Annotated in this window: 23 protein-coding genes; 7 read left to right on the top strand and 16 right to left on the bottom strand. The window is 63.0% G+C overall.

Annotation, left to right across the window (positions count from 1 at the left end; translation table 11 throughout):
• Positions 1–64: 64 nt before the first annotated feature.
• Positions 65–553 (top strand): peroxiredoxin, encoded by a 489-nt coding sequence (locus BMY38_RS01165; RefSeq protein ID WP_092758992.1) that lies wholly within the window; start codon positions 65–67, stop codon positions 551–553.
• 2 nt (positions 554–555) lie between these two features.
• Here BMY38_RS01165 and BMY38_RS01160 read toward each other — a convergent pair whose 3' ends face one another.
• Positions 556–978 (bottom strand): Lrp/AsnC family transcriptional regulator, encoded by a 423-nt coding sequence (locus BMY38_RS01160; RefSeq protein ID WP_092758990.1) that lies wholly within the window; start codon positions 976–978, stop codon positions 556–558.
• 114 nt (positions 979–1092) lie between these two features.
• On the opposite strand from BMY38_RS01160, the gene rocF reads away from it, so the two are divergent.
• Positions 1093–2022, top strand: coding sequence for an arginase (gene rocF, locus BMY38_RS01155; RefSeq protein ID WP_092758988.1), 930 nt, complete (start codon positions 1093–1095; stop codon positions 2020–2022).
• Between the two features lie 46 nt (positions 2023–2068).
• Positions 2069–3124, top strand: a complete 1056-nt coding sequence (locus tag BMY38_RS01150) for an ornithine cyclodeaminase (RefSeq protein ID WP_092758986.1) — start codon at positions 2069–2071, stop codon at positions 3122–3124.
• A gap of 16 nt (positions 3125–3140) precedes the next feature.
• Here the strand turns inward: BMY38_RS01150 and BMY38_RS01145 are convergent, their stop codons facing one another.
• The 8 genes from BMY38_RS01145 to BMY38_RS01110 all read right to left on the bottom strand — a co-directional run bounded on the left by BMY38_RS01145 (position 3141) and on the right by BMY38_RS01110 (position 12100).
• Entirely contained in the window at positions 3141–3989 is an 849-nt protein-coding gene (locus BMY38_RS01145) for a mechanosensitive ion channel family protein (RefSeq protein WP_092758984.1), read from the bottom strand.
• 15 nt (positions 3990–4004) lie between these two features.
• A complete protein-coding gene (locus BMY38_RS01140) occupies positions 4005–4256 on the bottom strand; it encodes a 4a-hydroxytetrahydrobiopterin dehydratase (protein ID WP_092758982.1) in 252 nt (83 codons plus the stop codon).
• Complete coding sequence (locus BMY38_RS01135) at positions 4253–5458, bottom strand: GNAT family N-acetyltransferase (RefSeq protein ID WP_092758980.1); 1206 nt, start codon at positions 5456–5458, stop codon at positions 4253–4255. The genes BMY38_RS01140 and BMY38_RS01135 overlap by 4 nt, the downstream gene beginning before the upstream one ends.
• Before the next feature lie 25 nt (positions 5459–5483).
• Complete coding sequence (locus BMY38_RS01130) at positions 5484–6245, bottom strand: glycerophosphodiester phosphodiesterase family protein (protein WP_092758978.1); 762 nt, start codon at positions 6243–6245, stop codon at positions 5484–5486.
• Entirely contained in the window at positions 6242–6697 is a 456-nt protein-coding gene (locus BMY38_RS01125) for a RidA family protein (RefSeq protein ID WP_092758976.1), read from the bottom strand. The genes BMY38_RS01130 and BMY38_RS01125 overlap by 4 nt, the downstream gene beginning before the upstream one ends.
• A gap of 108 nt (positions 6698–6805) precedes the next feature.
• Positions 6806–8125 (bottom strand): HlyD family type I secretion periplasmic adaptor subunit, encoded by a 1320-nt coding sequence (locus BMY38_RS01120; RefSeq protein WP_342707723.1) that lies wholly within the window; start codon positions 8123–8125, stop codon positions 6806–6808.
• On the bottom strand, positions 8122–9867 hold the full coding sequence (locus BMY38_RS01115) for a type I secretion system permease/ATPase (RefSeq protein ID WP_092758972.1): 1746 nt from the start codon (positions 9865–9867) through the stop codon (positions 8122–8124). The genes BMY38_RS01120 and BMY38_RS01115 overlap by 4 nt, the downstream gene beginning before the upstream one ends.
• 58 nt (positions 9868–9925) lie before the next feature.
• Positions 9926–12100, bottom strand: coding sequence for a transglycosylase domain-containing protein (locus BMY38_RS01110; RefSeq protein ID WP_092758970.1), 2175 nt, complete (start codon positions 12098–12100; stop codon positions 9926–9928).
• 256 nt (positions 12101–12356) lie between these two features.
• On the opposite strand from BMY38_RS01110, the gene BMY38_RS01105 reads away from it, so the two are divergent.
• Both BMY38_RS01105 and BMY38_RS01100 read left to right on the top strand, forming a co-directional pair.
• Entirely contained in the window at positions 12357–12695 is a 339-nt protein-coding gene (locus BMY38_RS01105; protein ID WP_092758968.1) for a P-II family nitrogen regulator, read from the top strand.
• Positions 12696–12721: 26 nt separating this feature from the next.
• Entirely contained in the window at positions 12722–14056 is a 1335-nt protein-coding gene (locus BMY38_RS01100) for an ammonium transporter AmtB (RefSeq protein ID WP_092758966.1), read from the top strand.
• 143 nt (positions 14057–14199) lie between these two features.
• Here the strand turns inward: BMY38_RS01100 and BMY38_RS01095 are convergent, their stop codons facing one another.
• Positions 14200–15042 carry a helix-turn-helix domain-containing protein gene (locus BMY38_RS01095; protein ID WP_092758964.1) on the bottom strand — a complete coding sequence of 281 codons (843 nt, stop codon included), beginning with the start codon at positions 15040–15042 and terminating at the stop codon, positions 14200–14202.
• 125 nt (positions 15043–15167) lie between these two features.
• Between BMY38_RS01095 and BMY38_RS01090 the strand changes: the two genes are divergently transcribed.
• Positions 15168–15404: a DUF2061 domain-containing protein gene (locus tag BMY38_RS01090; protein WP_092758962.1), complete on the top strand. Its 237-nt coding sequence runs from the start codon at positions 15168–15170 to the stop codon at positions 15402–15404.
• Between the two features lie 152 nt (positions 15405–15556).
• Entirely contained in the window at positions 15557–15931 is a 375-nt protein-coding gene (locus BMY38_RS01085; RefSeq protein WP_092758960.1) for a SpoIIAA family protein, read from the top strand.
• Between the two features lie 109 nt (positions 15932–16040).
• Here the strand turns inward: BMY38_RS01085 and trxA are convergent, their stop codons facing one another.
• Genes trxA through tsaE form a run of 6 tightly spaced genes read right to left on the bottom strand, consistent with a single transcriptional unit; the run spans position 16041 to position 24900 of the window.
• Entirely contained in the window at positions 16041–16361 is a 321-nt protein-coding gene (trxA, locus tag BMY38_RS01080; RefSeq protein ID WP_092758958.1) for a thioredoxin, read from the bottom strand.
• Positions 16362–16405: 44 nt separating this feature from the next.
• Positions 16406–19786 carry a double-strand break repair helicase AddA gene (addA, locus tag BMY38_RS01075; RefSeq protein WP_092758956.1) on the bottom strand — a complete coding sequence of 1127 codons (3381 nt, stop codon included), beginning with the start codon at positions 19784–19786 and terminating at the stop codon, positions 16406–16408.
• Positions 19783–22722, bottom strand: coding sequence for a double-strand break repair protein AddB (gene addB, locus BMY38_RS01070; RefSeq protein ID WP_092758954.1), 2940 nt, complete (start codon positions 22720–22722; stop codon positions 19783–19785). Before addB ends, addA begins: the two co-directional genes overlap by 4 nt.
• Positions 22722–23393 (bottom strand): nucleotidyltransferase family protein, encoded by a 672-nt coding sequence (locus tag BMY38_RS01065; protein ID WP_092758952.1) that lies wholly within the window; start codon positions 23391–23393, stop codon positions 22722–22724. Before BMY38_RS01065 ends, addB begins: the two co-directional genes overlap by 1 nt.
• On the bottom strand, positions 23390–24412 hold the full coding sequence (locus BMY38_RS01060; RefSeq protein WP_092758950.1) for an aminoglycoside phosphotransferase family protein: 1023 nt from the start codon (positions 24410–24412) through the stop codon (positions 23390–23392). The genes BMY38_RS01065 and BMY38_RS01060 overlap by 4 nt, the downstream gene beginning before the upstream one ends.
• Positions 24409–24900 (bottom strand): tRNA (adenosine(37)-N6)-threonylcarbamoyltransferase complex ATPase subunit type 1 TsaE, encoded by a 492-nt coding sequence (tsaE, locus tag BMY38_RS01055; protein ID WP_092758948.1) that lies wholly within the window; start codon positions 24898–24900, stop codon positions 24409–24411. Before tsaE ends, BMY38_RS01060 begins: the two co-directional genes overlap by 4 nt.
• Positions 24901–24903: the final 3 nt, after the last annotated feature.

Here is a 24903-nt window from a genome sequence, read left to right as displayed (position 1 = left end):
CTGGTCGTCTGTTAACGGACAGCTATATCCCGGCTTCAGAAACTTCAAACGCGAGGAACCATCCATGGCCATATCCCAAGGTGACAGATTGCCCGATACGCAGCTGATCCGGATCGGCGACGATGGCCCCGAGACGGTCTCCCTGTCCGAGATCGGACGCGGCAAGACCATCGCCGTCTTCGCCGTGCCGGGCGCCTATACGCCAACCTGTTCGTCGGCCCATGTGCCCAGTTTCATCCGCACCAGGGACGGGTTCGCGGCCAAGGGTGTGGATACCATCGTCTGCGTATCGGTGAATGACCCTTTCGTGATGAAAGCCTGGGGCGAGGCGACGGGCGCGACTGAGGCGGGTTTGCACATGCTGGCCGATGCGGACGGCACGTTCACCAAGGCTATCGGTATGGATTTCACCGCGCCGCCTGCCGGTCTGATCGGTCGGTCGAAGCGCTATGCAATGTTGGTCGACGATGGTGTGGTCAGAACGCTGCACGTTGAAGAAGCCACCGGCGTCTGCGAGATGACGGCCGGAGAGTCGCTTCTGTCCGAGCTCTGATTTCAGGCCCGGCGTGTCGCGAGGTACAGATTGGTTTCCGACCGTGACACGCCGTCGATCAGACGGATACGGTTGAGCGTCGTGTCCAGTGCCTCCAATGTATCGGCACCCAGCTCGGCGATCAGGTCCCAGCGACCATGAGTGGAATGCACAGCTTCGACTTCCGTCATGGCGGCCAGCGTGCGGCTGACGCGAGCCGCACCCTTGCCCTCGATCTCGATCAGGATAATGCCACGCACCGGGCGGTACGCCAGATCGCTCTTGAGAACTGCCCGATAGCCCAGGATTTCGCCGACCTGCGACAACTTCTCCATTCGGGCCCGCACAGTGGCGCGGGTGACGCCCAGCCTTGCGGCAAGTGTCGAAATGCCAGCCCGTCCGTCTTTGGAGAGTTGCACCAGAAGCCGGTGGTCGAGATCGTCCATTATGATTGCTCCGATTGATCATATTGGTCGAAACGTCGACCGATTTGACCTCATATCCCGCTTTCGACTGCCGCTCCAGCAGGATCAACTGGCCCGAACAATCCGGAGCATCCCATGGCCAAGCACATCACCCTTCTCGGCGCGCCCATTCAGACCGGTGCCTGGCGGCGCGGTTGCCTGATGGGACCGGATGCCCTGCGAACGGCTGATCTTGCGGCGACACTGACGGTGTTGGGGCATGATGTGACGGATGCGGGCGACGTCTCCCCCGAGGTTCTGAGCGTGCCCGCGACCGAAAACCAGACCATCCGCGACCTGGACCTCTGCGCAGGTTGGGTGCGTGCGTTGCAGGCGGCGGCGGGCAAGGTGACCCAAGACACGATTCCAGTTTTCATGGGCGGCGATCATTTGATGGCGGCGGGCACGGTCCCGGCCATGGCCGCCCGTGCCGAAACGGACGGTCGTCCGTTGTTCGTGCTGTGGCTGGATGCGCACTCCGATATCCACGATTTCGACAGCACCGACAGCGGCAACCTGCACGGCACTCCGGTCGCGTATTTTACCGGCCTGTCAGATTTCTCGCCGCAGTTCCCCGTTTTGCCCGGCAGGGTCGATCCGGCGAATATCTGCATGATCGGGCTGCGGTCCGTCGATCCGCATGAAAAGGCGGCACTGGCCCGCACCGAGATTCAGGTGGCCGACATGCGCGCCATCGACGAACACGGCATTGCCGCGCCGCTGCGTGCCTTTCTTGACCGGGTCGAGGCGGCGAACGGACATCTGCACGTCAGCTTCGATGTCGATTTCCTGGAGCCGGACATCGCACCTGCCGTCGGCACAACCGTTCCCGGCGGCGCGTCTTTCCGCGAGGCGCATCTGGTGATGGAATGGCTGCACGACAGCGGACTGGTGACATCGCTGGACATCGCGGAGCTGAACCCCTTCATGGACGAGCGCGGCAAGACAGCCCGTCTGATGGTGGATTTCGTCGCCTCGCTGTTCGGTAAATCCGTCCTCGACCGTCCGACGCGGGCGCGAGGATGACATCCCGCGCCGCCCGTATTTCACGATCACCCCGAAAGGCCACATCATGACCGACCTGAACCCATCCCGCATGGCCATGGTGCCGTTTGTGTCGGTCCACAACATGATGCGCATCGTGAATGGCGATGGCGTGGCCGAGACCATCGCCGCCATCGCCGACCGGATCGAGGCGGATTTCCTGCGCTGGGAAGACTTCGACAAGACCCCCCGCGTGGCCGCCCATTCCGCCGAAGGGGTGATCGAATTGATGCCGACCTCGGACGGCGAGCGGTATGGATTCAAATACGTCAACGGGCACCCGGCGAACATGGGGCGCGGGTTCCAGACCGTGACGGCTTTCGGGGTTCTGGCTCGGGTCGACAACGGTTACCCGATCCTGCTGTCCGAAATGACGATTCTGACGGGGCTGCGCACGGCGGCGGCGTCCGTGGTGGCCGCCCGCCATCTGGCCCCGAAAGACGCAAAGGTCATGGCGATGATCGGCAACGGCGCGCAATGCGAGTTTCAGGCGCTGGCCTTCCATCACGTTCTGGGTATCGAAGAAGTGCGGCTTTACGATATCGACCCGGACGCCACGGCCAAGGCGGTGCGCAATCTGGCGACAACGGGGTTGAAGGTCACGTCCTGCACCACGGCCGAAGACGCTATCGCGGGCGCGCAGATCATCACCACATGCACGGCGGACAAGAAACAAGCGACGATTCTGACCGACAACATGGTGGGCGCGGGCGTCCACCTCAACGCGATCGGCGGCGATTGTCCCGGTAAGACGGAGTTGCATCGCGATATCCTGAAGCGCTCGGATATTTTCGTGGAGTATCCGCCGCAGACGCGCATCGAGGGCGAGATCCAGCAACTTGATGACGATCATCCGGTGACCGAGCTGTGGCGCGTGATTGCGGGAAAGGCAACGGGCCGGACGTCACGCGATCAGATCACCCTGTTCGACAGCGTCGGCTTTGCGACCGAGGATTTCAGCGCGCTGTGCCACATCCACGATGCGGCCCGGCGAACAGGATACTATGTCGATCTGGACATGCTGGCCGATCCGGATGATCCGCGCGACCTGTTCGGGATGCTGGCGCGGGCCGCAGAGACCTGAACCGGACTGCGCGCGATCAGTCGTCCTTGACGATATGCACGGTGCGATTGGGGAATGGGATTTCCACCCCGGCCGCGTCCAGCGCCAGCTTCACCTCGCGGTTCATGTCCTTCCAATAGGCGAAGAATTCCGTCCGTGGCACCCAGGCGCGAACCATGAAATCAACGCTGCTGGCACCCAGTTCAGTAACTTTGATGGTCGGTGGCGGGTCGGCCAGAAATCGCGGGTCGGCGGAGATCGTGTCGCGGATAACCTGTTCGACCGTATCCAGATTGGCGGAGTAGCCAACCCCGAACGTCCACTCCGCCTGCCGCGTATCATAGGCGGAGTAATTGGTAATCGTGTTTCCCCAGACTTCGGAGTTTGGGATGATGATCTGAACGTTGCCGATGCTGGCCAGTTCCGTAAAGTTCAGGTTGATCGCCTTCACCGTTCCGGACTCGCCATTGATCGTGACAAAATCGCCCAGTTTGATGGGCCGGAAGAAAATCAACATCACACCCGCCGCCACGTTCGAAAGCGTGCCTTGCAACGCCAGACCGATGGCCAGACCCGCAGCACCGATGACGGCCACCAAAGACGTCGTCTGAATTCCGAAGGTGTTCAGCACAATCAGGAACGACAGTCCGATGATGGCGTATCGCGCAAGGTTCGCCAGAAAATCGAACAACGTGTCGTCCAGCCGCTTGTGCCTGTGCGACAGCCCCGAAATCCGCCCCGCGACCCATCCCGCGACCATCAGGCCAATGACGAGGACCACAATGGCGGACAGCACATTGCCCAGAATGCCCGCCAGATAGTCGAAGGAAATGAAATCGCCCAGCGTGCGCCCGGCGTAGACTTCGGTCGAGAGGAGTTCGTTCATATCGAAGGGCGTCTTTCAGGTCAGTTTGTCGATAGCACGCGCAAGGTCGATATCCTTTTGCGTCAGGCCGCCCGCATCATGCGTCGTCAGCCGAATGTCCACCCGGTTCCAGACATTGCGCCAGTCAGGGTGATGGTTCGCAGCCTCTGCCAAAAGGGCCACGCGGGTCATGAACCCCCATGCCTGCGAGAAGTTTTCGAACTTGAACTGCCGCGTGATCGCGTCTGCGCCACCGGACCAGCCCTCGGGGATTTCCATATAGGTCATTCCTGTTCCTCCTGCGCGATGCGCCGAAACGGACCATAGCCGGTCAGAACTTCGATGTCCTCCTCCACGGCCTGTGCCTCGGCCTCAAGAAACTGCTCCACGGCGCGACGGAAGCCTTCATTCGGAATATGGTGAAGGCTGTGGCAGGTCACCGGCAGATAGCCGCGCGCAAGCTTGTGATCGCCCTGCGCCCCGGCCTCGACCCGCGACAGGCCGCGTTCGATGGCAAGGTCGATGGCCTGATAATAACACAGCTCGAAATGCAACATCGGGTGATGCTCGACCGCGCCCCAGTAGCGCCCATAGAGCACATCGCGTCCGATGAAATTCAGCGCGCCCGCCACTGGCACGCCATCGCGTTCGGCCAGAACCAGCATGACGTCGTCGCGCATCGTTTCCTGCACCTGATCGAAGAACGCGCGGGTCAGATATGGTGTGCCCCATTTGCGCGCGCCGGTGTCGCGATAGAACCGCCAGAAAGCATCCCAATGCTCGTGCCGCAGCGTATCGCCGGTGTAGGTATTTATTTCGCCGCCGAACCCCTGCGCGACGGCGCGTTCACGGCGGATTGTCTTGCGCTTGCGGGAACTGAGTGCCGCCAGAAACTCATCGAACGCTTCATATCCGTCGTTGAACCAGTGGAACTGCTGGCTTGATCGTTCCATCAGGCCCAGCGCCGCGCCCGCCGCCCTTTCGTCTTCGGTGCAGAACGTGATGTGCAGCGACGACAGCCCGTTTTGCTCCGTCACCTGCACCGCCGCCTGAACCAACGCCTTAAACCCGACGTCCTCGTATCCCGGTCGCAACAGGAACCGCCGCCCGGTTGCAGGGGTAAACGGAACCGCCAGTTGCAGCTTGGGATAATAATCGCCGCCCGCCCGCTCCCAAGCCTGCGCCCAGGCATGGTCGAAGATGTATTCGCCCTGACTGTGCCCTTTGGCATAGAGCGGCGCGCAGGCAATGATGTCCTGTCCTGACTTTGCTATCAGATATTGCGGTTGCCAGCCGGTGCCCGGCCCGACGCTCCCGGATGTTTCCAGCGCGCGCAGGAACCGATGCGTCGTGAACGGGTCATTCGGCGAGCCACCGTCCGCCGTTTCGGGACTGGCACAGGCGTCCCAGTCGGCGGCGTCGATATCGGCCAGCGACGGCACGACATGGATCGCAATTTCGGCTTCGGACTTGAGGACGGATTTGGTCATGGGCAACAGGTGGGGCCGTTACGCATCAGGGCAAGTAGCCTTCGAACGTGACGGCATCGGCGATTTTGCGCGCCTCGGCCTCCTGCGCCGGAGATCGGATCGTCCAGCACAGGATCGCGGCCCCAGCGCGCTTCAACTCGGACACGCGGGGCATATTCAGCGCATCGGCCTGATGGCTTATGAAATCGCACCCCAGTCTGTCGAAATCTGGGATTGCGGCCAAGTGGTCCCGTGTGGACTCCGTCAGTTCGGGCCAATGATCGGCATCAAAGGCGGAAGTCACCAACCCGCGCGACAGATGTGGCGCATCGCGCTGAAAACAGGCGACCGAATGCGGGTTGAACGACATCACCGCGACGTCGCCAACATAACCGTCCAGTGTCGCCATCGCCGCCGCTTCCAGGGGGCCAACATCGGGACCCATCTGCCCATCCTGATCCTTGACCTCGATCAGGACAGGCACACGCCCGGCAATCATCTCAAGCACCGCTTCCAGGGTAGGTATGCCGGCATCTCCGCCTCGCAAGCCGGTCTGGGAGAGAGCCTTTGCCGTGAACGAACCGACTTTGCCATCTCGCACGGTCAGACGAGCCAGATCGTAGTCGTGAAACACCATGGCATGACCGTCGGACGACGGTTGAAGGTCAAGTTCGATGGCGACACCAAGTTCCACCGCGGCGCGGAAGGCCGCCATGGAGTTCTCGGGTCGTCCGACCCCATCGGCCCCGATCCCGTGCAGGCCACGGTGCGCGATATGTCCCTTCAGAAATGCTGCGGGCAGGGTCATTTTATGCGAAAAATTCCTTCAATCTCGACGGCGACACCGAATGGAAGAATGGCACCGACAGCGGATCGCGCATGGCGCCCCGCATCGCCCAGCGCTTCAACCAGAAAGTCCGATGCACCGTTCACGACCTTGGGCTGATCCTCGAACTCGGGCGTGCAGTTGACGAAGGCGGTCAGCTTGACGACCTGCTCCAGCCGTTCGATATCGCCGCCGCAGGCCGCCTTGACCTGTGCCAGCAGGCTGATCGCACAGGCGCGGGCGGCGGCGGCACCGTCCTCGACCGACATATCATCACCCAGCCGTCCCTTGATCAGCCCGTCCGGACCGTTGCTGATCTGGCCCGAGACGAACAGCAGGTCGCCCGAGCGGACGGCAGGCACATAGTTGGCGGCCGGGGCCGGGGCATCGGGCAGGGTTACGCCCAACTTTGCAAGGGTCTCGGTATAGGACATCGGGCAACTCCTGTTATTGTCGCACGATTGCTGACATGCCGAACCGCCGATGCCAAGCAGATGTCCGGACGCGTGGCATGCGGGAGGAGGCACATGTCCGTACGAAGACTATTCCCGAAACGCGCGCTTGAAGTAATCGGTCATCGGCTTGACGAGATAGGCCAGCACCCTGCGGTCGCCAGTCCGCAGATAGGCCTCGACCGGCATGCCCGGAAGCAGAACCTGACCGTCGAGCCGCGCGATTTCCCCGGCGTCGGGCTGCACCTCCGCCAGATAATACGTCAGTCCCGTCGCCGGATCAGTCAGGGCGTCGGGCGATACGCGACGGATATGGCCAAACAACTCTGGCGTGATCCGTGCGTCGAAGGCAGGCAGGCGCAGGGTCACAGGTTGTCCGGGATACACCTGATCGACATGGATCGGATCGACCTGAGTGATGATTACCAGCGGCCGGTCCTGCGGCACGAGATAGAGAACCGGGTCGGCTGCGCGAATGACGCTGCGCTGGGCAAAGACCTGCATGTCATGGACGATTCCGGCAACCGGAGCGGTGATGTCGAGACGGGACATGCGCGCGCGCACGGCACGGTCACGTTCCGCAATCTCCATCTGACGGGATCGCAGGTCCCGCAATTCCGTGATCGCATCTTCGCGCGTGCGGTTGCCTTGTTTGAGGATTTCCAGATCGATTTCGGTCATGCGGCCCTGCAATTCGGCCACCGAGGCGCTGAATTCGCCCAGTTGCCCCAGCAGTCCGGCTTCGTCCCGTTGCAACGCCAGAACGCGGGAGGATTGGGTCAGGCCGCTTGCCAGAAGGGTCTGCTGGGCCACCAGTTCCTGACGCAGTAGCACCAGCTGACGCCGCAGCGCTGCGGATTGGGCGGCGACCCCGGAAATCTGGTTGGCGATCTGCTCCTTGCGGCGGGTCAGCTGTTCGACCTCGCGACTGCGCGCGGTGCTGCGGGTCGCGAAAAGGTTGCGCTGTCCTGCAATGGTCTCTGCCACGTCGCGGCGGACCCGCCCTGCGGCCAGTAGACCGGCGGGAAAGGTCAGCATCTGCGCCCCGTCCCTTTCGGCCATCAGGCGCGCTGCGCGTCCCTCGAGTTCGAGGATCTGACTCCTCAGGATATCGGCATCCGATTGCAACGCAGTCGGGTCAAGCCGGATCAGCACCTGACCGGCTTCGACCGTATCGCCGTCGCGTACCAGGATTTCGGTCACGACGCCGCCGTCCGGGTGTTGCACGACCTGTCGGTTCCGGTCGACCGCAATCCGCCCCGAAGTCACGATTGCGCCTGAGATTTCCGCCGTCAGTGCCCATGACCCGAACCCGCCGATCAGCAACAGAAGGGCCAGAATTCCCAGCATCAGTGGCCTTGCAGTGGAATATTGCGCCAGATCAGGACCAGGGCCAGCGGTGCGCGTCACGACATTGTCCCCGGTCGCGCGCCACCCGCGATCTGGACGTGGTTTTTTACGCGTTTCTGCAAGACTTCCTCGCGCGGGCCGAAGGCAGCGCGTGCGCCATGCTCCAGCATCAGAAGCAGATCGCATTCCTGAATCGCGGCGGGGCGGTGCGCGATTATGATGACTGCGCCACCCGCATCCTTCATGGCCTTGATCGCGCGGTTCAACGCCATCGTTCCGTCGTTGTCGAGGTTCGAGTTCGGCTCGTCCAGGACCAGAATCTCGGGGTCGCGGAACATTGCGCGGGCCAGACCGATGCGCTGGATCTGCCCTCCCGACAATCGGCCCCCGACGGCAGACACAGGCGTGTCGTAACCTGCTGGTTGCTGAAGGATCATCTCGTGCGCGGCGGCTTTCTTTGCGGCTTTGACGATCAGTGCCGGGTCTGCATCGGATTGAAGGCGGGCGATATTTTCGCCGATGGTGCCGTCGAACAATGTCACCGTCTGCGGCAGATAGCCGATATAACTGCCCAGAACGTCGGGGTCGTATTGTTCCAGCGTCGCGCTGTCCAGTCGCATGCGACCGCCTGCGGTGGGCCATGCTCCGGTAATGGCTTTGGCCAGCGACGTCTTGCCCGCGCCAGACGGTCCGATGACGCCCATCGCCTGACCTGGGGCCAGCACGAAGGACACTGCCCGCAGGCTGGCCTGGGTCGCACCCGGAGGCACCATCGTCACATTCTCGGCGACCAGCCGCGCCCTCGGGCGGGGCAGGGGTGTGCGCACCACTTCGGCGGGGATCGTGTCCAGCAACTCGATCACCGACAAACGCCCGCGTCGCGCCGCATGGATCATCTGCCATTGGCCGATCACCATTTCGATGGGCGACAGCGCGCGCCCCAGAAGGATGGATCCGGCGATCATCGCGCCAGCCGTCATCTCGCCCCGCAAGACCAGCCATGCCCCGAGACCCAGCATTGCCGATTGCAGGAACAGCCGCAGCGTCTTGGTCGTCACGGTAAACAGCCCCGAGCGGTCCGAGAACATCATCGATTGCGTCAGAGACCGGCCTCGCGTCTTCATCCAACGGGCGAAGGCGGCGCCGCGCATGCCCAGAGACTGAACGAGTTCCGCCTCGGATGCGAGTTGCTGTGCCGTCAGTTCGGCGCGCGCAGTGGCCAGATTTGCCTGCGCCATCGGTCCGGATGCCATCAACTGGTTGATCAAGGCCAGCGCGATCAGCGCGACCCCACCGGCAAGGGCAAGAAGCCCCAGCATCGGATGGAACAGAAAGATCGCCGCGATGAACAGCGGCGTCCAGGGGATGTCGAACAGGGCGAGAAAGACAGGTGAGGACATCAGCCGCTGCACAGCCTCGACATCCCGCAGCGGATTGCGCCCGCCCGCCCCACCGGGGGTCAGCGACAAATGGCGCAGATGCGCGGCGAAGACGCGGCCGTCCAACCGGGCCTGAAACTCCGCGCCGACCCGCGCCATGACACGCCCGCGGGCATGATCCAGCACACCCATCATGACAAACAGGAATGTTGCCACGACTGACAGTGCGACAAGCGTTTCTTCGGATCTTGAACCCAGAACCCGGTCGTAGACCTGAAGCATGTAGACCGGGCCGGTCAGCATCAGAAGGTTCACCGCCATCGAGAACACGAAAACCATCCTCATCGAAGCGGCCGACGCCCGGCGGATGGCGGCGACCTCCTCACTGCCCGAGGGGCGCGTGGTTCGGCACGGGGGTGGCATGCGGTGCGGACTCCGTTATCGGGCCGCGTCTTTTAGCGTCAGAGGAATGAACAGACCGTCAATTGCGACGGAAAATTCCACCCAGAACATCCATCAATATCCGCTCCGCCAGATCGGGTTGCGGCTGCTGATGCTGGGGCTGTTGCGGTGCGGGCCGCTGCTGAACGACCTGCGGGGCGGGGGCGGGGCGTGCCTCGGCCTCGGCGTCGATCATCGGCAGGGGCCGGACCGGCAGACCCTCCTGCACACGCACCATCGTCTCGCGCCAGATTTCGGCGGGCAAGCCGCCGCCCGTCACGCCGGTCAGGGGCGAATTGTCGTCATATCCCATCCAGACGCCCGCGACGTAATCCCCAGTGAAGCCGATGAACCATGCGTCGCGATAGCTGCTGGTGGTGCCGGTCTTACCCGCTGCCGGGCGGCCATCGGGCAGCTTGGCGCGCTTGCCGGTGCCCCTCTCGACGCCCTGATACATCATGTAGACAAGCTGTCGCGCGGCGTTTTCCTGAATGACCCGTTCCCCCAGACCGCTTTCGTGATCGACGAGCGGCACGTCGTCGCCACGCAGAGTCAGCGAACTGAGTCCATAGGGTGTGACGCTGGTGCCGCCATTCAGGATACCGGCATAGGCTCCGGTCATTTCCAGCAGGGTGGATTCACTTGCCCCCAGGGCCAGGGCAGGGCCGGCCGCCAGGTCGCTGTTGATCCCGAAATCGGTGGCCACCTTGCGGACCACATCCCGACCGACCTGTTCCGACAGCCGTACGGTCGATGTATTCAGCGACCGCGCCAGCGAATCTGTGAGCGTGACTTCTCCGGCGTAATTGCGGCTGTAGTTCTCGGGCGACCACGCACCCGACCCGGGGATGTTCAGTGTTAACGGTGCATCCAGAATGTAGTCGTCAAACCGCATTCCCAGATCCAGCGCCGCGGCATAGACGAAAGGTTTGAAGCTGGAACCGGTCTGGCGAACTGCCTGGATGGCGCGATTGAATTGCCCGCCGCCCCGCGTGTCGCGCCCGCCGACCATCGCGCGGACCGCGCCGTCGGCGGACATCACGACGATAGCGCCCTGCGCCTCGGACTCCGGACTGACACTGGCCTCGAAAACCGCGGCCAGGGCATCCTCGGCGGCCTTCTGGATACGCTGATCGAGGGTGGTCCGGACCAGAACATCTTCTGTCGTCTCGCCGGTCAGGAAGTCGGGACCGGCCGACATGACCCAATCCGCGAAATACCCGCCAGTGTCCTGCCCTGCGGCGGACGAGAGGGTGGCGGGCTGTTCGAGGGCCTGAGCGAACTCCGCACTGGTCAGATAGCCCTGCTCGCGCATCAGGCGCAGCACAGTTTCGGCCCGGTCCTGCGCACGTTGCAGGTTGTTGGTCGGTGCGTAGTAGCTGGGCGCGGGCAGCAGACCCGAAAGCATAGCCGCCTCGGACGGGTTCAGCCGTGCGACCGATTTGCCGAAATATCGCTGGCTGGCGGCGGCGAAACCCCGCGCACCAGCCCCAAGATAAGCCCTGTTCAGATAGATCGCCAGGATCTCATCCTTGGTGAACTTCGCCTCCAGCGCCAAGGCATAGGGAATTTCCTTCAGCTTGCGCCACACGCTTCCGACGCGGCAGTCGGCCTCGAACTGCGCTTCGGTCATGCCAAGGGTCTGGTCCCAGTCCTGTCCCAGACACAGAAGCTTGGCGACCTGCTGTGTGATGGTCGAGCCACCGCCGCCCGAAAACGGCCCCCGTCCGGCCTGCATATTGCTACGCATGGCACCGACGATGCCGCGGGGGCTGACGCCGAAGTGTTTATAGAATCGCTTATCCTCACTGGCCACGACGGCATTCGACAGTTGAGTCGACACCCCATCCAGCGTGATCAGCCCGGCGAAATTGTCACCGCGCCAAGCAAATGTCTGCCCCTCGCGATCCTGCAATGTGACGGACCCGCGCGCCCGCCCGTCGGACAGCGTGGCCATGTCAGGAATGCGGGCATAATTGTAGATCGTCGCCGCCAGCAGGATGGCAGCCGCGATCGCTGCCCCACGCCACGCCAACGCCCAGCCCAGCCGGATCAGCAAACCGAATGGCAGGAGTAGCCAGCCCAGAAGGCCGCGCGACTTGCGGGCGGTGGGCTTGGCACGCCTTTTGCGGGCCGGTTTCGCGGCGGGTTTTTCGCCCCTGGGCGTTGTCCGCCGTTTGTCGGCGACCAGACGGGTTTTGCCAGATCGTGCCATTGCTGCTCATCCCGTTAGAGGGTTTTCGCCAATATATGGCGATGCGAGTCGATTGTGCACCCCGAACCTCAAATCCTTCGCAGGTGCAGCATATTTGATATGCCTAAATTTTATGCTTTGCCTCGAAAACAGGCGAAAATCCGGGCATCGGGTACGGAGTGAACCTGCCAAGCCTGCCTATACGTTGCGCCTCCCCCCACGGGTTCGTGATCTGCCGTCGTCCGGTCTGTGGATCGCAATGACAAGGGGAATTGATGTGAAACTCATCATCGCAGCAATCAAGCCGTTCAAGCTGGAGGAGGTCCGAGAGGCACTGACCACCCTCGGCGTGCGCGGCATGATGGTGACGGAGATCAAGGGCTTCGGAAGCCAGTCGGGTCACACCGAAATCTATCGTGGAGCCGAATACGCCGTAAACTTCGTGCCGAAGGTCAAGCTGGAGATCGTGGTGCCCTCCGCCATGGCCGACCAGGTCGTAGAGACCATTGCCGCCACCGCCAAGACCGACAAGATCGGCGACGGCAAAATCTTCGTCCTCGACGTTAGCCAGGCCGTGCGCGTGCGCACCGGCGAGCTGAACGACGACGCGATCTGATCGACATTCAAGGGGACAGGATTGACATGAAACTCCACAACTCACTTCTTCTCGGGGCAATGCTCCTCGCTTTGCCCACGATGGGCACCGCGCAGGACGCCGCCGCACCCGAATTCGCGACTTTCGCGGACACCGCTTATATCTTCAACACGCTGCTGTTTCTTATCGGTGGCTTTCTGGTGTTCTGGATGGCCGCCGGTTTCTCCATGCTGGAAGCCGGTCTCGTCCGGTCCAAGAATGTGACGATGCAGCTGACCAAGAATATCGCTCTCTTTTCCATTGCTGCGCTCATGTATTGGCTGATCGGCTACGGCATAATGTATCCTGGCGACGACTGGACCATCGTGGGCTATCTGGGCAAACTGTTCGCGCCCGTATCGCTGGAGCCTGTGGGTGCTGGTGCGGACGTGGTCGACGTGACCTATGCGTCCGTCGGTTCGGACTTCTTTTTCCAGCTGATGTTCGTCGCCGCCACCGCGTCAATCGTTTCGGGCACTCTGGCCGAGCGCATCAAGCTCTGGCCGTTCCTGATCTTCACGGTGGTGCTGACCGGTGTCATCTATCCGATCGAGGCCTCGTGGCAGTGGGGCGGCGGCTGGTTGTCGGAGGCCGGATTCTCGGACTTTGCCGGTTCGACCCTAGTCCATGCCACCGGGGGGTTCGCCGCACTGGCGGGTGCGATCGTGTTGGGCCCGCGTCTGGGCAAATACACCAAGGAAGGCCGCGTCGTTCCGATGCCCGGCTCGAACCTGGCGCTTGCGACCCTGGGCACGTTCATCCTTTGGATGGGCTGGTTTGGCTTCAACGGCGCATCGCAACTGGCCATGGGTTCCATCGGTGACGTGACCGACATCAGCCGTATCTTCGCGAATACCAACATGGCCGCCGCCGCCGGTGCCGTCGCGGCGCTGATCCTGACGCAGGTCCTCTACAAGAAGGTCGATCTGACGATGGTTCTGAACGGTGCGTTGGCGGGCCTCGTGTCCATCACCGCAGGCCCCCTCGATCCGACGCTGTTTGGGGCGCTGTGGATCGGTGCGGTCGGCGGCGTGATTGTGGTGTTGGCGGTCCCGGCCCTGGACAAGATGAAAATAGACGATGTTGTCGGTGCCATCCCGGTTCACCTGATCGCGGGGTTCTGGGGCACAATGGTAGTTCCGGTCTACACGGAGGGCACATCCTTCGCGACCCAGCTTCTGGGCTTCGTGGCAATCGGTGCCTTCGTCTTCATCTTCAGCTTGCTGGTGTGGTTCATCCTCAAGGCGCTGGGCGGTATCCGGGTGTCCGAGGAGGCCGAGATCAGCGGCCTCGACATGGCCGAACTGGGGATGGAAGCCTACCCAGAGTTCGCTCGCGGCTGAACCCTGATGCAACTACGGGACGAGCCCCCGGTCGCGCACGCGGTCGGGGGCTTTCCATCTCGTAGGTCGGCCATGCGGGACAATGCGGACCTTCGCCGCTCAGCAATGTTTCGTGGTGCGGTCGAAACCGGGAGACGGCGAAGTTACTGATCCATCATCGAGCGAATATGAAAAGGGACGTCACGCGCATCCACGATCGCCTCTCGTACCAGCCAATCAAAGTGATTTGTCAGTGACTTTACGCGTTCGACTTCACGGAATGCGAGATAGCATTGGCCGACGTAAACAACGGCAAGGTTCGGGCCGAAAACAGTGACCGGTGCGCTAAAGACCCTATGTGCGTCGAACAGGAATATCCGCAGTCGCGGAAACATCTGATCGCACTGATTGGCAAGGAAATTCAGTTGTTCGAACCGGACATCTCTGCTGACGCCCTTGTAATAGGCCGTCCCGGCCGCGCAGGCCTCGATTTCGTGAAGCGGCAGGGCGATCTCGTAGTCGGAAACGCCTGATGACAGCCATTGGAGCTGATTTTGCATGGCGGCGAAGGCTTCGGGAAGCCGCTTCTCGCGAAACGACGCATATTCCCATTGCAGCATCCGTTCGGTCTTCAGAATGTCGGGCAAAGTCGCAGGAACGTGTCGCACCTTGTAACCCTCAGCTTCGCGATGCCATTCAAGAAGCTGTTCGTCAGCCGAAGTCCGTTCTGCCGGGCTTAGAGACATTGCGGCCGCTACGATGTCGCCCGGAGCTTCTGGCCTGTTCGTCAGGCCCAGCAACCAGTCGGTGCTGACGCTCAGGGCGCCTGCAATATCAGCAGCCAATTGCGCATTTGGCAGACGGGGATAATCGTTTTTGAGAAGCTGACCAATCGTCGACCGATCGACATTGGCGGCTCTGGACAGCGCGCTTCTGGTAACCTTTTTGAGCGACATGGCTTCTTGAAGGCGGGTCCGGAACACGTCAGCACGGATACGCTTGTCCATTTTTACCCCCTTTGTAGATATAAAACACCAAAATCGATTTTACGCAGCAAATTGACCTAATGTCCATTCGTGGGCATCGCAGGTAACCAGCAGGAAGCACCCGACTTTTCGCAGAGAATTCATCAATGGACAGCACGATCCGCCTCGTTACCAAGTCAGCTACATGGCAGGTCGCGGGGTTCATCATGATGACGCTGATCAGTTACCTTTTCACAGGTTCGGTCATGGCAAGCAGCGGCATAGCCATCGTCGGCTCCGTAACCGGTTTCATTTCGTATTTCCTGCATGAAATGGTATGGTCCAGAGTCTCCTGGGGCAGGAAAATCGGCTCTGCCATAGTGGAGATCAAGACCGGCTCATAATCGGATTTCAGTATGGGTTCGGCAGTGGCACTGATCTCCATGCCGGTTTGGAGTGTTCAAACCGGGGCAGATCTGACCGCCTGCTTGACCAGGATCAATGCCAGGTCCGACAATCATCAAGAGGATGCCCCAGACTTCAAAAGGAGGCCGACATGCTCAAGATCACCAAGCGCTCTGCCAATCGTGTGGACATTGACCTCAGTGGCAGCCTCGATGCGGATGCCATGCGGGATGGGTTGGACAAGCTGATCGCGGCGTCCGAAGACGTGAAAAACGGGCGCATGTATTACAGGATCACCGATTTTTCCCTGCCCACTTTGGGGGCAATCGGTGTCGAGATGAGCCGCCTGCCAAAACTGTTCGGGTTGCTCGGAAAGTTCGATAAATGCGCCGTGCTTACCGATTCCGACTGGCTCAGGAAGGCCGCCGAATTCGAAGGCGCGCTCTTTCCCGGCCTCGACATCCGCAGTTTCGAACTCGATGAGCAAGACGAAGCCGAGGCATGGCTTGCCGCTACGCAAACCTGACCGATAGCGATCCGGGCTTTCTCAATGTGGAAACAAGAAGACCCCCGAATGCTGACGCATCCGGGGGTCGGGAAGTTTTCAATAACCGAGAAAATTTAAATCGCGAATTTCAGACAGCGGCGTCGATCCAGTCCTTCAGCGCGGCTTTGGGTGCAGCGCCGATTTTCTGATCTACCGCTTCGCCACCCTTGAACAGGAACAGCGCCGGAATGCCGCGAACGCCCAGGGCCGCCGGGCTGCCGGGGTTTTCATCAACATTGACCTTCACGATCTTGATCTTGCCGTCGTATTCCGCCGAAAGCTCCTCGAGAGCAGGACCGATCTGCTTGCAGGGGCCACACCATTCTGCCCAGAAATCAACGACGACCGGGATGTCGGACTGCTTGACGACTTCATCGAAAGTAGCGTCGGTGGCGGCGATCGTAGCCATGGTGTTCTCCTGAATATGGGCGCCTCGGGGGCGGGTCATATTAGCTAGGCGGGCAGGATCAAAGGGTCAATGCCCGCGTCGAGATCCGTCACGAGATCGTGCGGAAGATCCATCAGACGGGGGCCTTTCGTCCACAGGATCGCGACCTGAACCTGCCGGTCGGGCCAGATGCTCTCTGCCGCCAGCCGATACGCCGCCATCTGTCGCAGCAAGCCGCCGGGTGTGCTCTCAGGAGTCGGCGGAATCTCGGTGTTTGTTTTGAAATCGATAATTTGAACGCAGTCAGGTGTCAGGATCACCCGATCTATCGTGCCGACTATCGCAGGGCGATCCACGGTTGGCGGCAGAGCGAATGGAACCTCGGCTAGCGTTCCCCCGGCAAAGACATGCGCCAGATCGGAGTGGTTCAAGACGGCAGCGGCTTCCGCCAGAAGGTCACCGATCTCATCCTCGTGCACATCGGCATAGGTGGCAAGGATGGCGGGCCCGCGTTCCATCCATGTTTCCGGCTCAAGTCGAGGCAGATGTTCCAACAAGGCATGAATCGCGGTGCCGCGTCGCAGGGCCGTCGCCGTATCAACGCCTGCCTCGCCCGGCAGCGCCTTCGCACCCGGAAGGCCGGACGGTGCGATGCGGGTGGCGGCCTTTGTCGGCGGCGCGATGTTGGTACGCAGCCAGGCCGGTGTCCGGACATCCGAGGTGGGCATATCTGTCCTGTTCGGCGCGACCCCGGACCAGTCGCCAATCTCCAACCGTCGTCCCTGACCAAAGCCGAAGTCGTAATCTTCGGCCCCACGGTTCTCCATCGCCGCCGCGATCTTATTGTACCAACTGTCCGCCGTCTCTTCGCCGACATTTCCGGCGGCCCCGACGATCAGCCAGCTTTCGGCGCGGGTCATCGCGACATACAACAGACGGTCGCGTTCGGCCCGATCGCTGGCCAAGGCCCGGTCGCTCGCGTCGTGCATCGCAGGCGACCAATTGGCCTTGGTCGGCATCCAGACCGGCAGACCATCGGGCAGACGCCGGACTCCGGAAATGCCGCGTGGTGTACGCTTCATCGTCTCGGGCAGGATCACCACCGGCGATTCCAGACCCTTGGCGCCGTGCACCGACATCACACGGATCGAACCCTTTCCCGCCTGACGCTTCACATCCACGTCCGCCGAGGCGAGCCAGCCCAGAAATCCGGTCAGGCTGGGTGTTTCGAGTTGTTCATAGGCCAAGGCTTGTGTCAGCAGCGCGTCGATGGCCTCTCCGGCTTCGTCGCCCAGACGCGCCAACAGGCGGCGGCGGCCATCGTGCCGGATCAGGATGCGTTGTAGCACTTCGTAGGGTCGCAGTATGTCGGCAATCCGCAGCAAATCCGTCAGCATCGTAATGGCCGTAGGATCGCTGCCATGGTCGCGCAATACATCCCAGAGCCGCCGCCGGTCCCGGCCATGGGCTACGGCGAACAATCCGGCCTCGTCCATCGTACCAAGCGGGGACCGCAGGACGGTCGCCAGCGCCAGATCATCGTCGGGTGTCGCGGCCCAGGTCAGTGCGGCGATCAGGTCCTTGACCGCCATGTCGTCCGACAGCTTCAGCCGGTCGGCCCCCGCCAGGTCGAGGTTCTTGCGTTTGCACGCCCGCACGATGTGATGAAACAGATCCGCCCGTCTTTGCAGCAGGATCAGGATATCCCCGGCCTGCACCGCGCGCCGATCCTTGTCGCGCCCGATTGGCGTGCCGTCCTTCAGCATCCGGTCGATAGCTTCGGCCACCCGTTCGGCCAGCAGGACATTCGCGTCATTGGCGGCGGGCCGGTCGATGGGGTCGTGCCAGACCCGGTCGGAATGGTCCGCCTTGTCCTGATCGATCACCGGCCAGAGATCGACGCGGCCCGGCATTTCGGTGTGAAACGCGATGTGCTCGGGCGCATCGCCGACGCCACCGCCGTCGGCAAAGACCGCATCCACCAGATCAAGAATAACCGGAGAGGAACGGAACGAATGCAGCAGCACATGATCGCGGAGTCCGGACATCGCTCCGTCGTCCCGTCGCGACACCATGTCGCCGAAGATCGCCCGCATCTTTTCGTAGGCGTCCAGATCGGCACCCTGAAACGCATAGATCGACTGTTTGCGGTCGCCGACGACGAAAATCGTTCGGGGCACATCCGGGCGCGCGCCCAGGCCCGCCCCGAACTCCGAGGCCAACGCCGTAATGACCTCCCACTGGCCAGGCGAGGTATCCTGCGCCTCGTCTACCAGAATGTGATCGATGCCACCGTCCAGTTTGAACAGCACCCATTGCGCCATGTCCGAGGTCGACAACAGGCGCTGTGCGCGTGAGATCAGGTCATCGAAATCCAGCCAGCCGCGCGCCTGTTTCCGCGCCTCGACCCGCGCGGTGTATTCGGGGGCGAAAGCGTGCAAGGCTTCGGTCTGTGCGAGGGCCTCGAACGCGTTGATCCGGGCATGGGCATCGGCCAGCCGGATGGCGAAGGCCGTCAAATCGTCGATTGTGTCTTCGGAGATCGCAGTCTTGGCGTCGTTGGTCCAGCGGATCGAGCGTGGTTCCATCTTCTGGGTCAACAGGATCGGCGTCAGCAGGTCCAGGCGGTCGGATGTATCGGCCAGAATGGCCTGCGCCAGCCCGCGATGCAGGTCTGACATCGTTTTGCCGGACAACGACAGCGTCGCGTCGCGGATCGTCTCGAGCAGGTCCAGATCATCCGCGTCAGGCAGGCTGTCGCGCACGGATTTCGGGCTGTCGTCAGCGATGCCAAGCGCCGCCTTGAGGGCGTCGGTCTCAAAGCGGCGATCGAATCCGGTTCTGTGTTTTGCAACGTCGGACAGGAATGCCGATGGCTCCGCATCTGTCAGTCGCGCTGCAATGCGATCCACCAGCGGTTGCAGCGCCGGGTCCGACGCCATGTCATCCAGCACCTCGGACTGAAGACGCGCGGTTGCGGTCTCGTCCATTTCGGAAAATGCGGGCGAAACCCCTGCCTCCAGCGGGAACCGGCGCAGAAGGGACGCGCAGAAGGCGTGGATCGTCTGTATCTTCAGCCCGCCCGGTGTCTCGATGGCGCGAGCGAACAGGGTGCGGGCGCGCCGCAGTTGATCGTCGGGAATGGTGCCGCGCGCCGCGCCAAGCCGCGTGATTTCTACCCGCAGCGCCTCGTCGGACAGCATTGTCCATTTGCTCAATTGCTTGAACAGGCGGTTCTGCATCTCGCCCGCCGCGGCCTTGGTATAGGTCAGGCACAGGATACGTTCAGGCGCGGCTCCATCCAGAAGAAGCCAGGCCACCCGATCGGTCAGAACGCGGGTCTTCCCCGACCCGGCGTTGGCCGCCAGCCAGACCGACCCGGCCGGATTCGCGGCGTCGATCTGCGCGCGGGTGGCGGCATCGGGTGTATAGGCAACGCCGGTCATTCGCGCCCCACCGGGATTGTCGTGGCGCCGTCGGTATCGGACCATTCGCCGAACCGCGATAACTGATCGTAGTCACTGGCATAGGTCAGCAAATCGGGTGCCAGACGGGCGCGGAATGGCTGACCGTCGGCATAGGCGCGGATCAAGGTCAGAAGCTCGGTGCGCGTGGCGGCAATCAGATCTGGACCGAAATCATCCGGTGCCGCCTCGGCGTATTTCGCACCGAGGGACAGGTAACGGATCTCCTCGACCTGTCGCTGCGGGATGTCGGGAAAAGCGCCTTCGGTGACCATCAACGCCTCGAGCAGAAGCTGTTTTGCGAAATGAGTCTGCTGCTTCTTCGATGGCGCCGGGCCTGTCTTGTAATCATAGATCGCCACCGTATGGCCTCGGTCGTCGATGCGGTCGGCGCGGGCGGTCAGGGTGAAGGGTGGGTCGTCGAAGCGAAGCGCGCCGTCGCGTTCAACGAAAGTCGGGCGGCCCAAAGTCCGCCGCGTGGTTTCGGCGGCGATCAGATCGGCAGCAATCCGGTCGAATTTGCCCAGCCACAACCGGCGCGGTCCGGGCCACGGTGTCCACAGGGCGAGCGCCTCCTCCAGCGCCTGGCGCATTTGCGCGGGCGCGTCATCGGGCAGGGGGCCGGGCACAGCATGGGCGAAGCGTTCCATCGCATCGTGGACGGCCTGTCCGCGGACCCGCGCATCCGGTCCCTGACGCAGCGGCGGAATCGCCTTCAGGCGCAGGATCTGGCGGGCGTATATTGAATAAGGATCGCGGATCAGCGTCTCGATCGCTGTCACGGAGAGCTTGTCCAACGCCACAGACGGCGGCAGCTGCGGGGCCGGACGGGGAGCGGGTTCGATCCGCTTGACAGGTTTGTCCAACTGCGCGGCCAGCGACAACCAGCGGTCGCCGCGTGCGCCCATCGCGTTCAATGCGGCATCGCCCTGTGGTCCGATGCCGGTCAGAAGTCCGTCGATGCGATTGAGCCAGCGGGACGGGACGGTATCGGCCTCGGACGTGCGGCTTGCACGGGACAGCCAGATTTCCGGCCCTGCGGCGGCCTGCTGGAAATCGTGCGCCGAGAGGCCGATGGATCTATCGGGCAGACGCAATCCGGCGTCCCGGCGCATGGTCCGGTTGAGCCAGGGGTCCGGCGTCGGCTGACCGGGCCAGACGTCGTCGTTCAAACCGCCCAGGATGACCAGATCGGCGGTGCGCACCCGTGCTTCCAGTGCGCCCCAGATCATCACCTCCGGATGCGGGCTGAACGGGTCGCGCACCTCCTCGGCAGACAGAAGCGCGCCCAGGATACGGGCATAATCGCGGGCAGTGATCAGTTCGTCGCCGCGTTCGGGTGCAGCCTGCGATAACCGATCCAGAACGCGGCGGACTTCGTGCCCGGCGGTATCCGTCCAAAGCGTGCCGGTATCGCCGCCAGTACCTTTCGCCAGCATTTCGATCAGCGAAAGATGGCTGACTACATGGGTCGCCAGAGGTGCCAAGGCGGCCTGCGCCGGAATCGCATCGAGCAGATCCGACAACCAGAGCGTCCAGTCGTCATATGCCTGCGGAACCTTGCGATCGGTAAGCCAGTGATCCAGTGCGGCCCGTGTCGGAAAAGCCAGAGGGCGCCCACGCAGAAGTTTGACCTCGAGTTCGCGGGTGCGGATCAGATGGGCGGGCCGGTCACCACCGACATGCGTCAGAGGATGCTTCAGCAATATGGTCAGTGCCTCGGACTCGACCGGCTGGCCGCGCATCTCGGCACTGTGCAGCAGCAGGCGACCGGGCGCGGACTGATTGAGCGGGCGGCCAGCGGAATCGTCCGGCACTATGCCCCAGCGGTCCAGTTGCGCCGCAACCTGTCGGGAGAGCGTCCGGTCGGGTGTGATCAGCGCGGCGGTGCGCCCCTGATCCAGTGCGGCGCGCAGCCCGGTCGCGATGGCGGCGGCCTCGGCACCTGGGGACGGCGCGGTCAGCAGGGTCACGCCTGCGCATGCTTCGGCGATACCGTCCAGATCAGGACCCTCGGCGCGCCAGGCATCGGTCGCGGGAGCCGGGCGCAGCGCGAGCGAGATCAACCGGTTGCGATGCGGCGCGGCTGGCGCGCCATCCCCCCAACGCGGCGTCTGCGCGCGCGTTTTGGTCAGAGACGTCAGCAAGGCGGCATGCCGGTATTGCGGATGATCCTGTTGGCCCGGCCCGTCGGGATCGGTCAGGGACGCCCAGGCGTCGTCCGGCATATCGGTATCGAGGCCAGGCAGAACGACAGCCCCCTGCGGCAACCCGAGCACAGCCCCGATCAGACGCCGGGTCGGCGCGCGCGATGCCGTGGACCCGGCCACAATTACCGGATCGGCAGGCGGCCGTTCCGTCCAGTGCTGCAACAGCCGGTCCAGAGACAGCGCCTGCGCGCCAGCCGGGGTCAGTGTTCCGTCCTCCGTCAGCCAATCGGTCGCAATCGTCAGGAATTGCAGCGTCCGTTGCCAGTGTATCGACAGATCGCCGGTCTCGATCCGGGTCAGGGCGTCGGCATCCATCCCCTCTTCCTGCATCTCGGCCAGAAGAAGGGTCAGGCTGCTGGCCAGATCGAAGGCGGCGGACGGCGGTGCGAGACTCGGGTCCGAGGTCAGCAGTCGCGCGACCAGCCGGGTTAGACGCAAGCGCAGAGCCAAGGGCGCAATTCCGGCCACGGGTGCATCGCCGGGCGGCAAAAGTGGCGCAAGATCGGACACCAATCCGATGCGGGGCAGCAGGGTCGCCCCGGACGCGGCAAGCGCTGCTTCGATCCGGCGGGCCATGCGCGTCGTGTTGACCAGCAAGGTAACGCGGGCCATTGCCTCGGGCGGTTGTCCGTTCAACCGGGCGCGAAGCCCGGCGGCGAAGGTGGTCGAAAAATCGACACCCATCGGTTCATGAAACAGGCCGCGCATCAGGCGGCCCCGGCCAGCATGGCTTCGGCGGCGGCGATACCATCAGGGGTTCCGACGTCGGCCCAGTGCCCCGGATGTTCCACCCCGAAGAGGCGACCCCGGTTCATCATGGCCAACCAGAGGTCACGCAACGAAAAAACGTCGTCTCCAAAGGCCGACAGCCCTTCGGTCCGCACGATGCCGGCCCCGGTATAGATCAGGCCGGATGCATCCCGTGTAAGCCGTCCGTCCGGACCGATGGCAAAACTGGCCCGCGACGGGCCGATCGCACGGTCACGCGGAACCATCAGCAGAAGCCCGTCCATCCGGCTCGGGTCCCATGCCTTCAGCAGGGAGTCACGGGCGCGGGGTCCGGTCCAGCAGGCGTCGGCGTTCATCGTCAGCACCGGGCCGTCGCCCAGATGCGGCAGGGCATTGCGCAGTCCGCCGCCAGTTTCCAGAAGCATGGGCGACTCGTGGACCAGCGTGATGTTCCGGCCCGCCAGATAGGTATGCAGGCAATCCGCGAAATGATGGGTATTGATCACGGTCGGGCCGGGACCGGCGACCTGATCCAGCGCATGGTCGATCAGCGGTCGGCCCGCGACCGCGACCATCGCCTTTGGTCGTTCGTTCGTCAGCGGCCGCATTCGTGTGCCCAGTCCGGCGGCAAAGATCATCGTGGCGATCATGGCGCGCCCGCGCGGTCGCGCCCGTAGAGAGTGCCCGCGCGGGCCGCGGTATCGGCCAGCCAGGCAGCGTCGGGTTCGGGCAGAAGGTCGACCAGAAGCGCGCGAACCTCGTCCAGAGCCGGGTGCCGAAGTTCGCGTTGCAGCGCGACCCAAGTGGGCGGGATGAAACGAAGATAGCTCGTTCGCCCGGAATGCAGGCAAAGGCGTGTGAACACCTTTCCGATGATCCGCAGGGACCGCTGCACCGAACAGACGGCAATGCGGGCGTGAAGGATCTCGGGGTCGATATCGGTCGCGTCCAGATAGGCCGTCGTGGCGGCCCGGGCAGCGCGGGGCGACACCGCACGACGCGGATCATGGATCAGTGAGGCGAGATCGTATTCGGCCGGTCCCCGCATGGCGTCCTGGAAATCGAGCAACCCGATCCGGGCCGGGCCGGTGCGCTCCGGCAACCAGATCAGGTTTTCGGCGTGGAAATCGCGGTGCACCAGAACCTCGGGGCCGGTCAACGTCGTGTCGATGGCGCGCTGCATTGCCGCCGTCAGATCGTCACGCCGATCCTGCGCCTCGGGGGCATACCAGTCGAAGACAGTTGCGGCCAGCGTGGCCATCTGCGCCGGATAAGAGGGACGGGCCGGCGGCACGTGACGGTGCAAATCGGCCAGCAAACCGGCGGCGGCGGCGTATAGGATCGGCTCGTCTTCCGGATGCGATGCGGCATGTGTCGCAAGGAGATCGTCGCCCAGATCTTCCAGTAATAGAAGACCGTTATCCGGATCGCGGGCGATGATCCTTGGGGAGGAAAGTCCGTGATCGGCCAGCCAGTCTGCGATTTCGATGAACGGGCGCGTATCCTCGCCCGAGTCAGGCGGGGCATCCATCAGGATCGCGCGATCGTTGCCGCGCACAAGCCGCTCGTATCGACGCAGGGATGCGTCGCCCGCCAAGGGAATGCGGGTCGCGAACCCCCAGCCGGTGGCCTTCAGGAAATCTCGGATCATCGGATCACGGTCGGTCATTCTGGATTTTCCGCAAAAGCCGGTGCAAGACGGGCAATCATCGCACACGGTCCGACCAGGGCAAGGTTGCGGCTGTCGTCCGGGTTGACCGTAAAGATCAGCCGCCCGGCATCGGGAGGTGCGGCAGGGCCGAGACGGTCGGGCCATTCGATGAGGCAGAGAGCTTCGGAAAAGGCTTCGTCCAGCCCCAGCTCCGCAATGCCATCCGGCCCTGTCAGGCGATAGAGGTCGGCGTGCCAGGTCTCGAAAGCGCCGGTGTCATAGGTCTGGACCAGCGTGAACGTCGGTGAGGGCACATCTTCGCGCGGCAGCCCGGCCTGTCTGCGCAAAGCTGTGATCAGGGCGCGCGCGAAAGCGGTCTTGCCTGCACCGACGGGGCCGTCCAGCAACAGCACGTCACCGACCCGAAGCAGGGGAGCCATGGTCCCCGCGAATGCGTCGGTCGCGGCCTGCGACGGCAACAGAATGGAGCAGGTCAGGCGGGTCATCCG

Origin of the sequence: Jannaschia helgolandensis, assembly GCF_900109285.1 — a bacterium.
Lineage (GTDB): Bacteria > Pseudomonadota > Alphaproteobacteria > Rhodobacterales > Rhodobacteraceae > Jannaschia > Jannaschia helgolandensis.
This window is presented reverse-complemented; position numbering and strand designations above follow the sequence as displayed.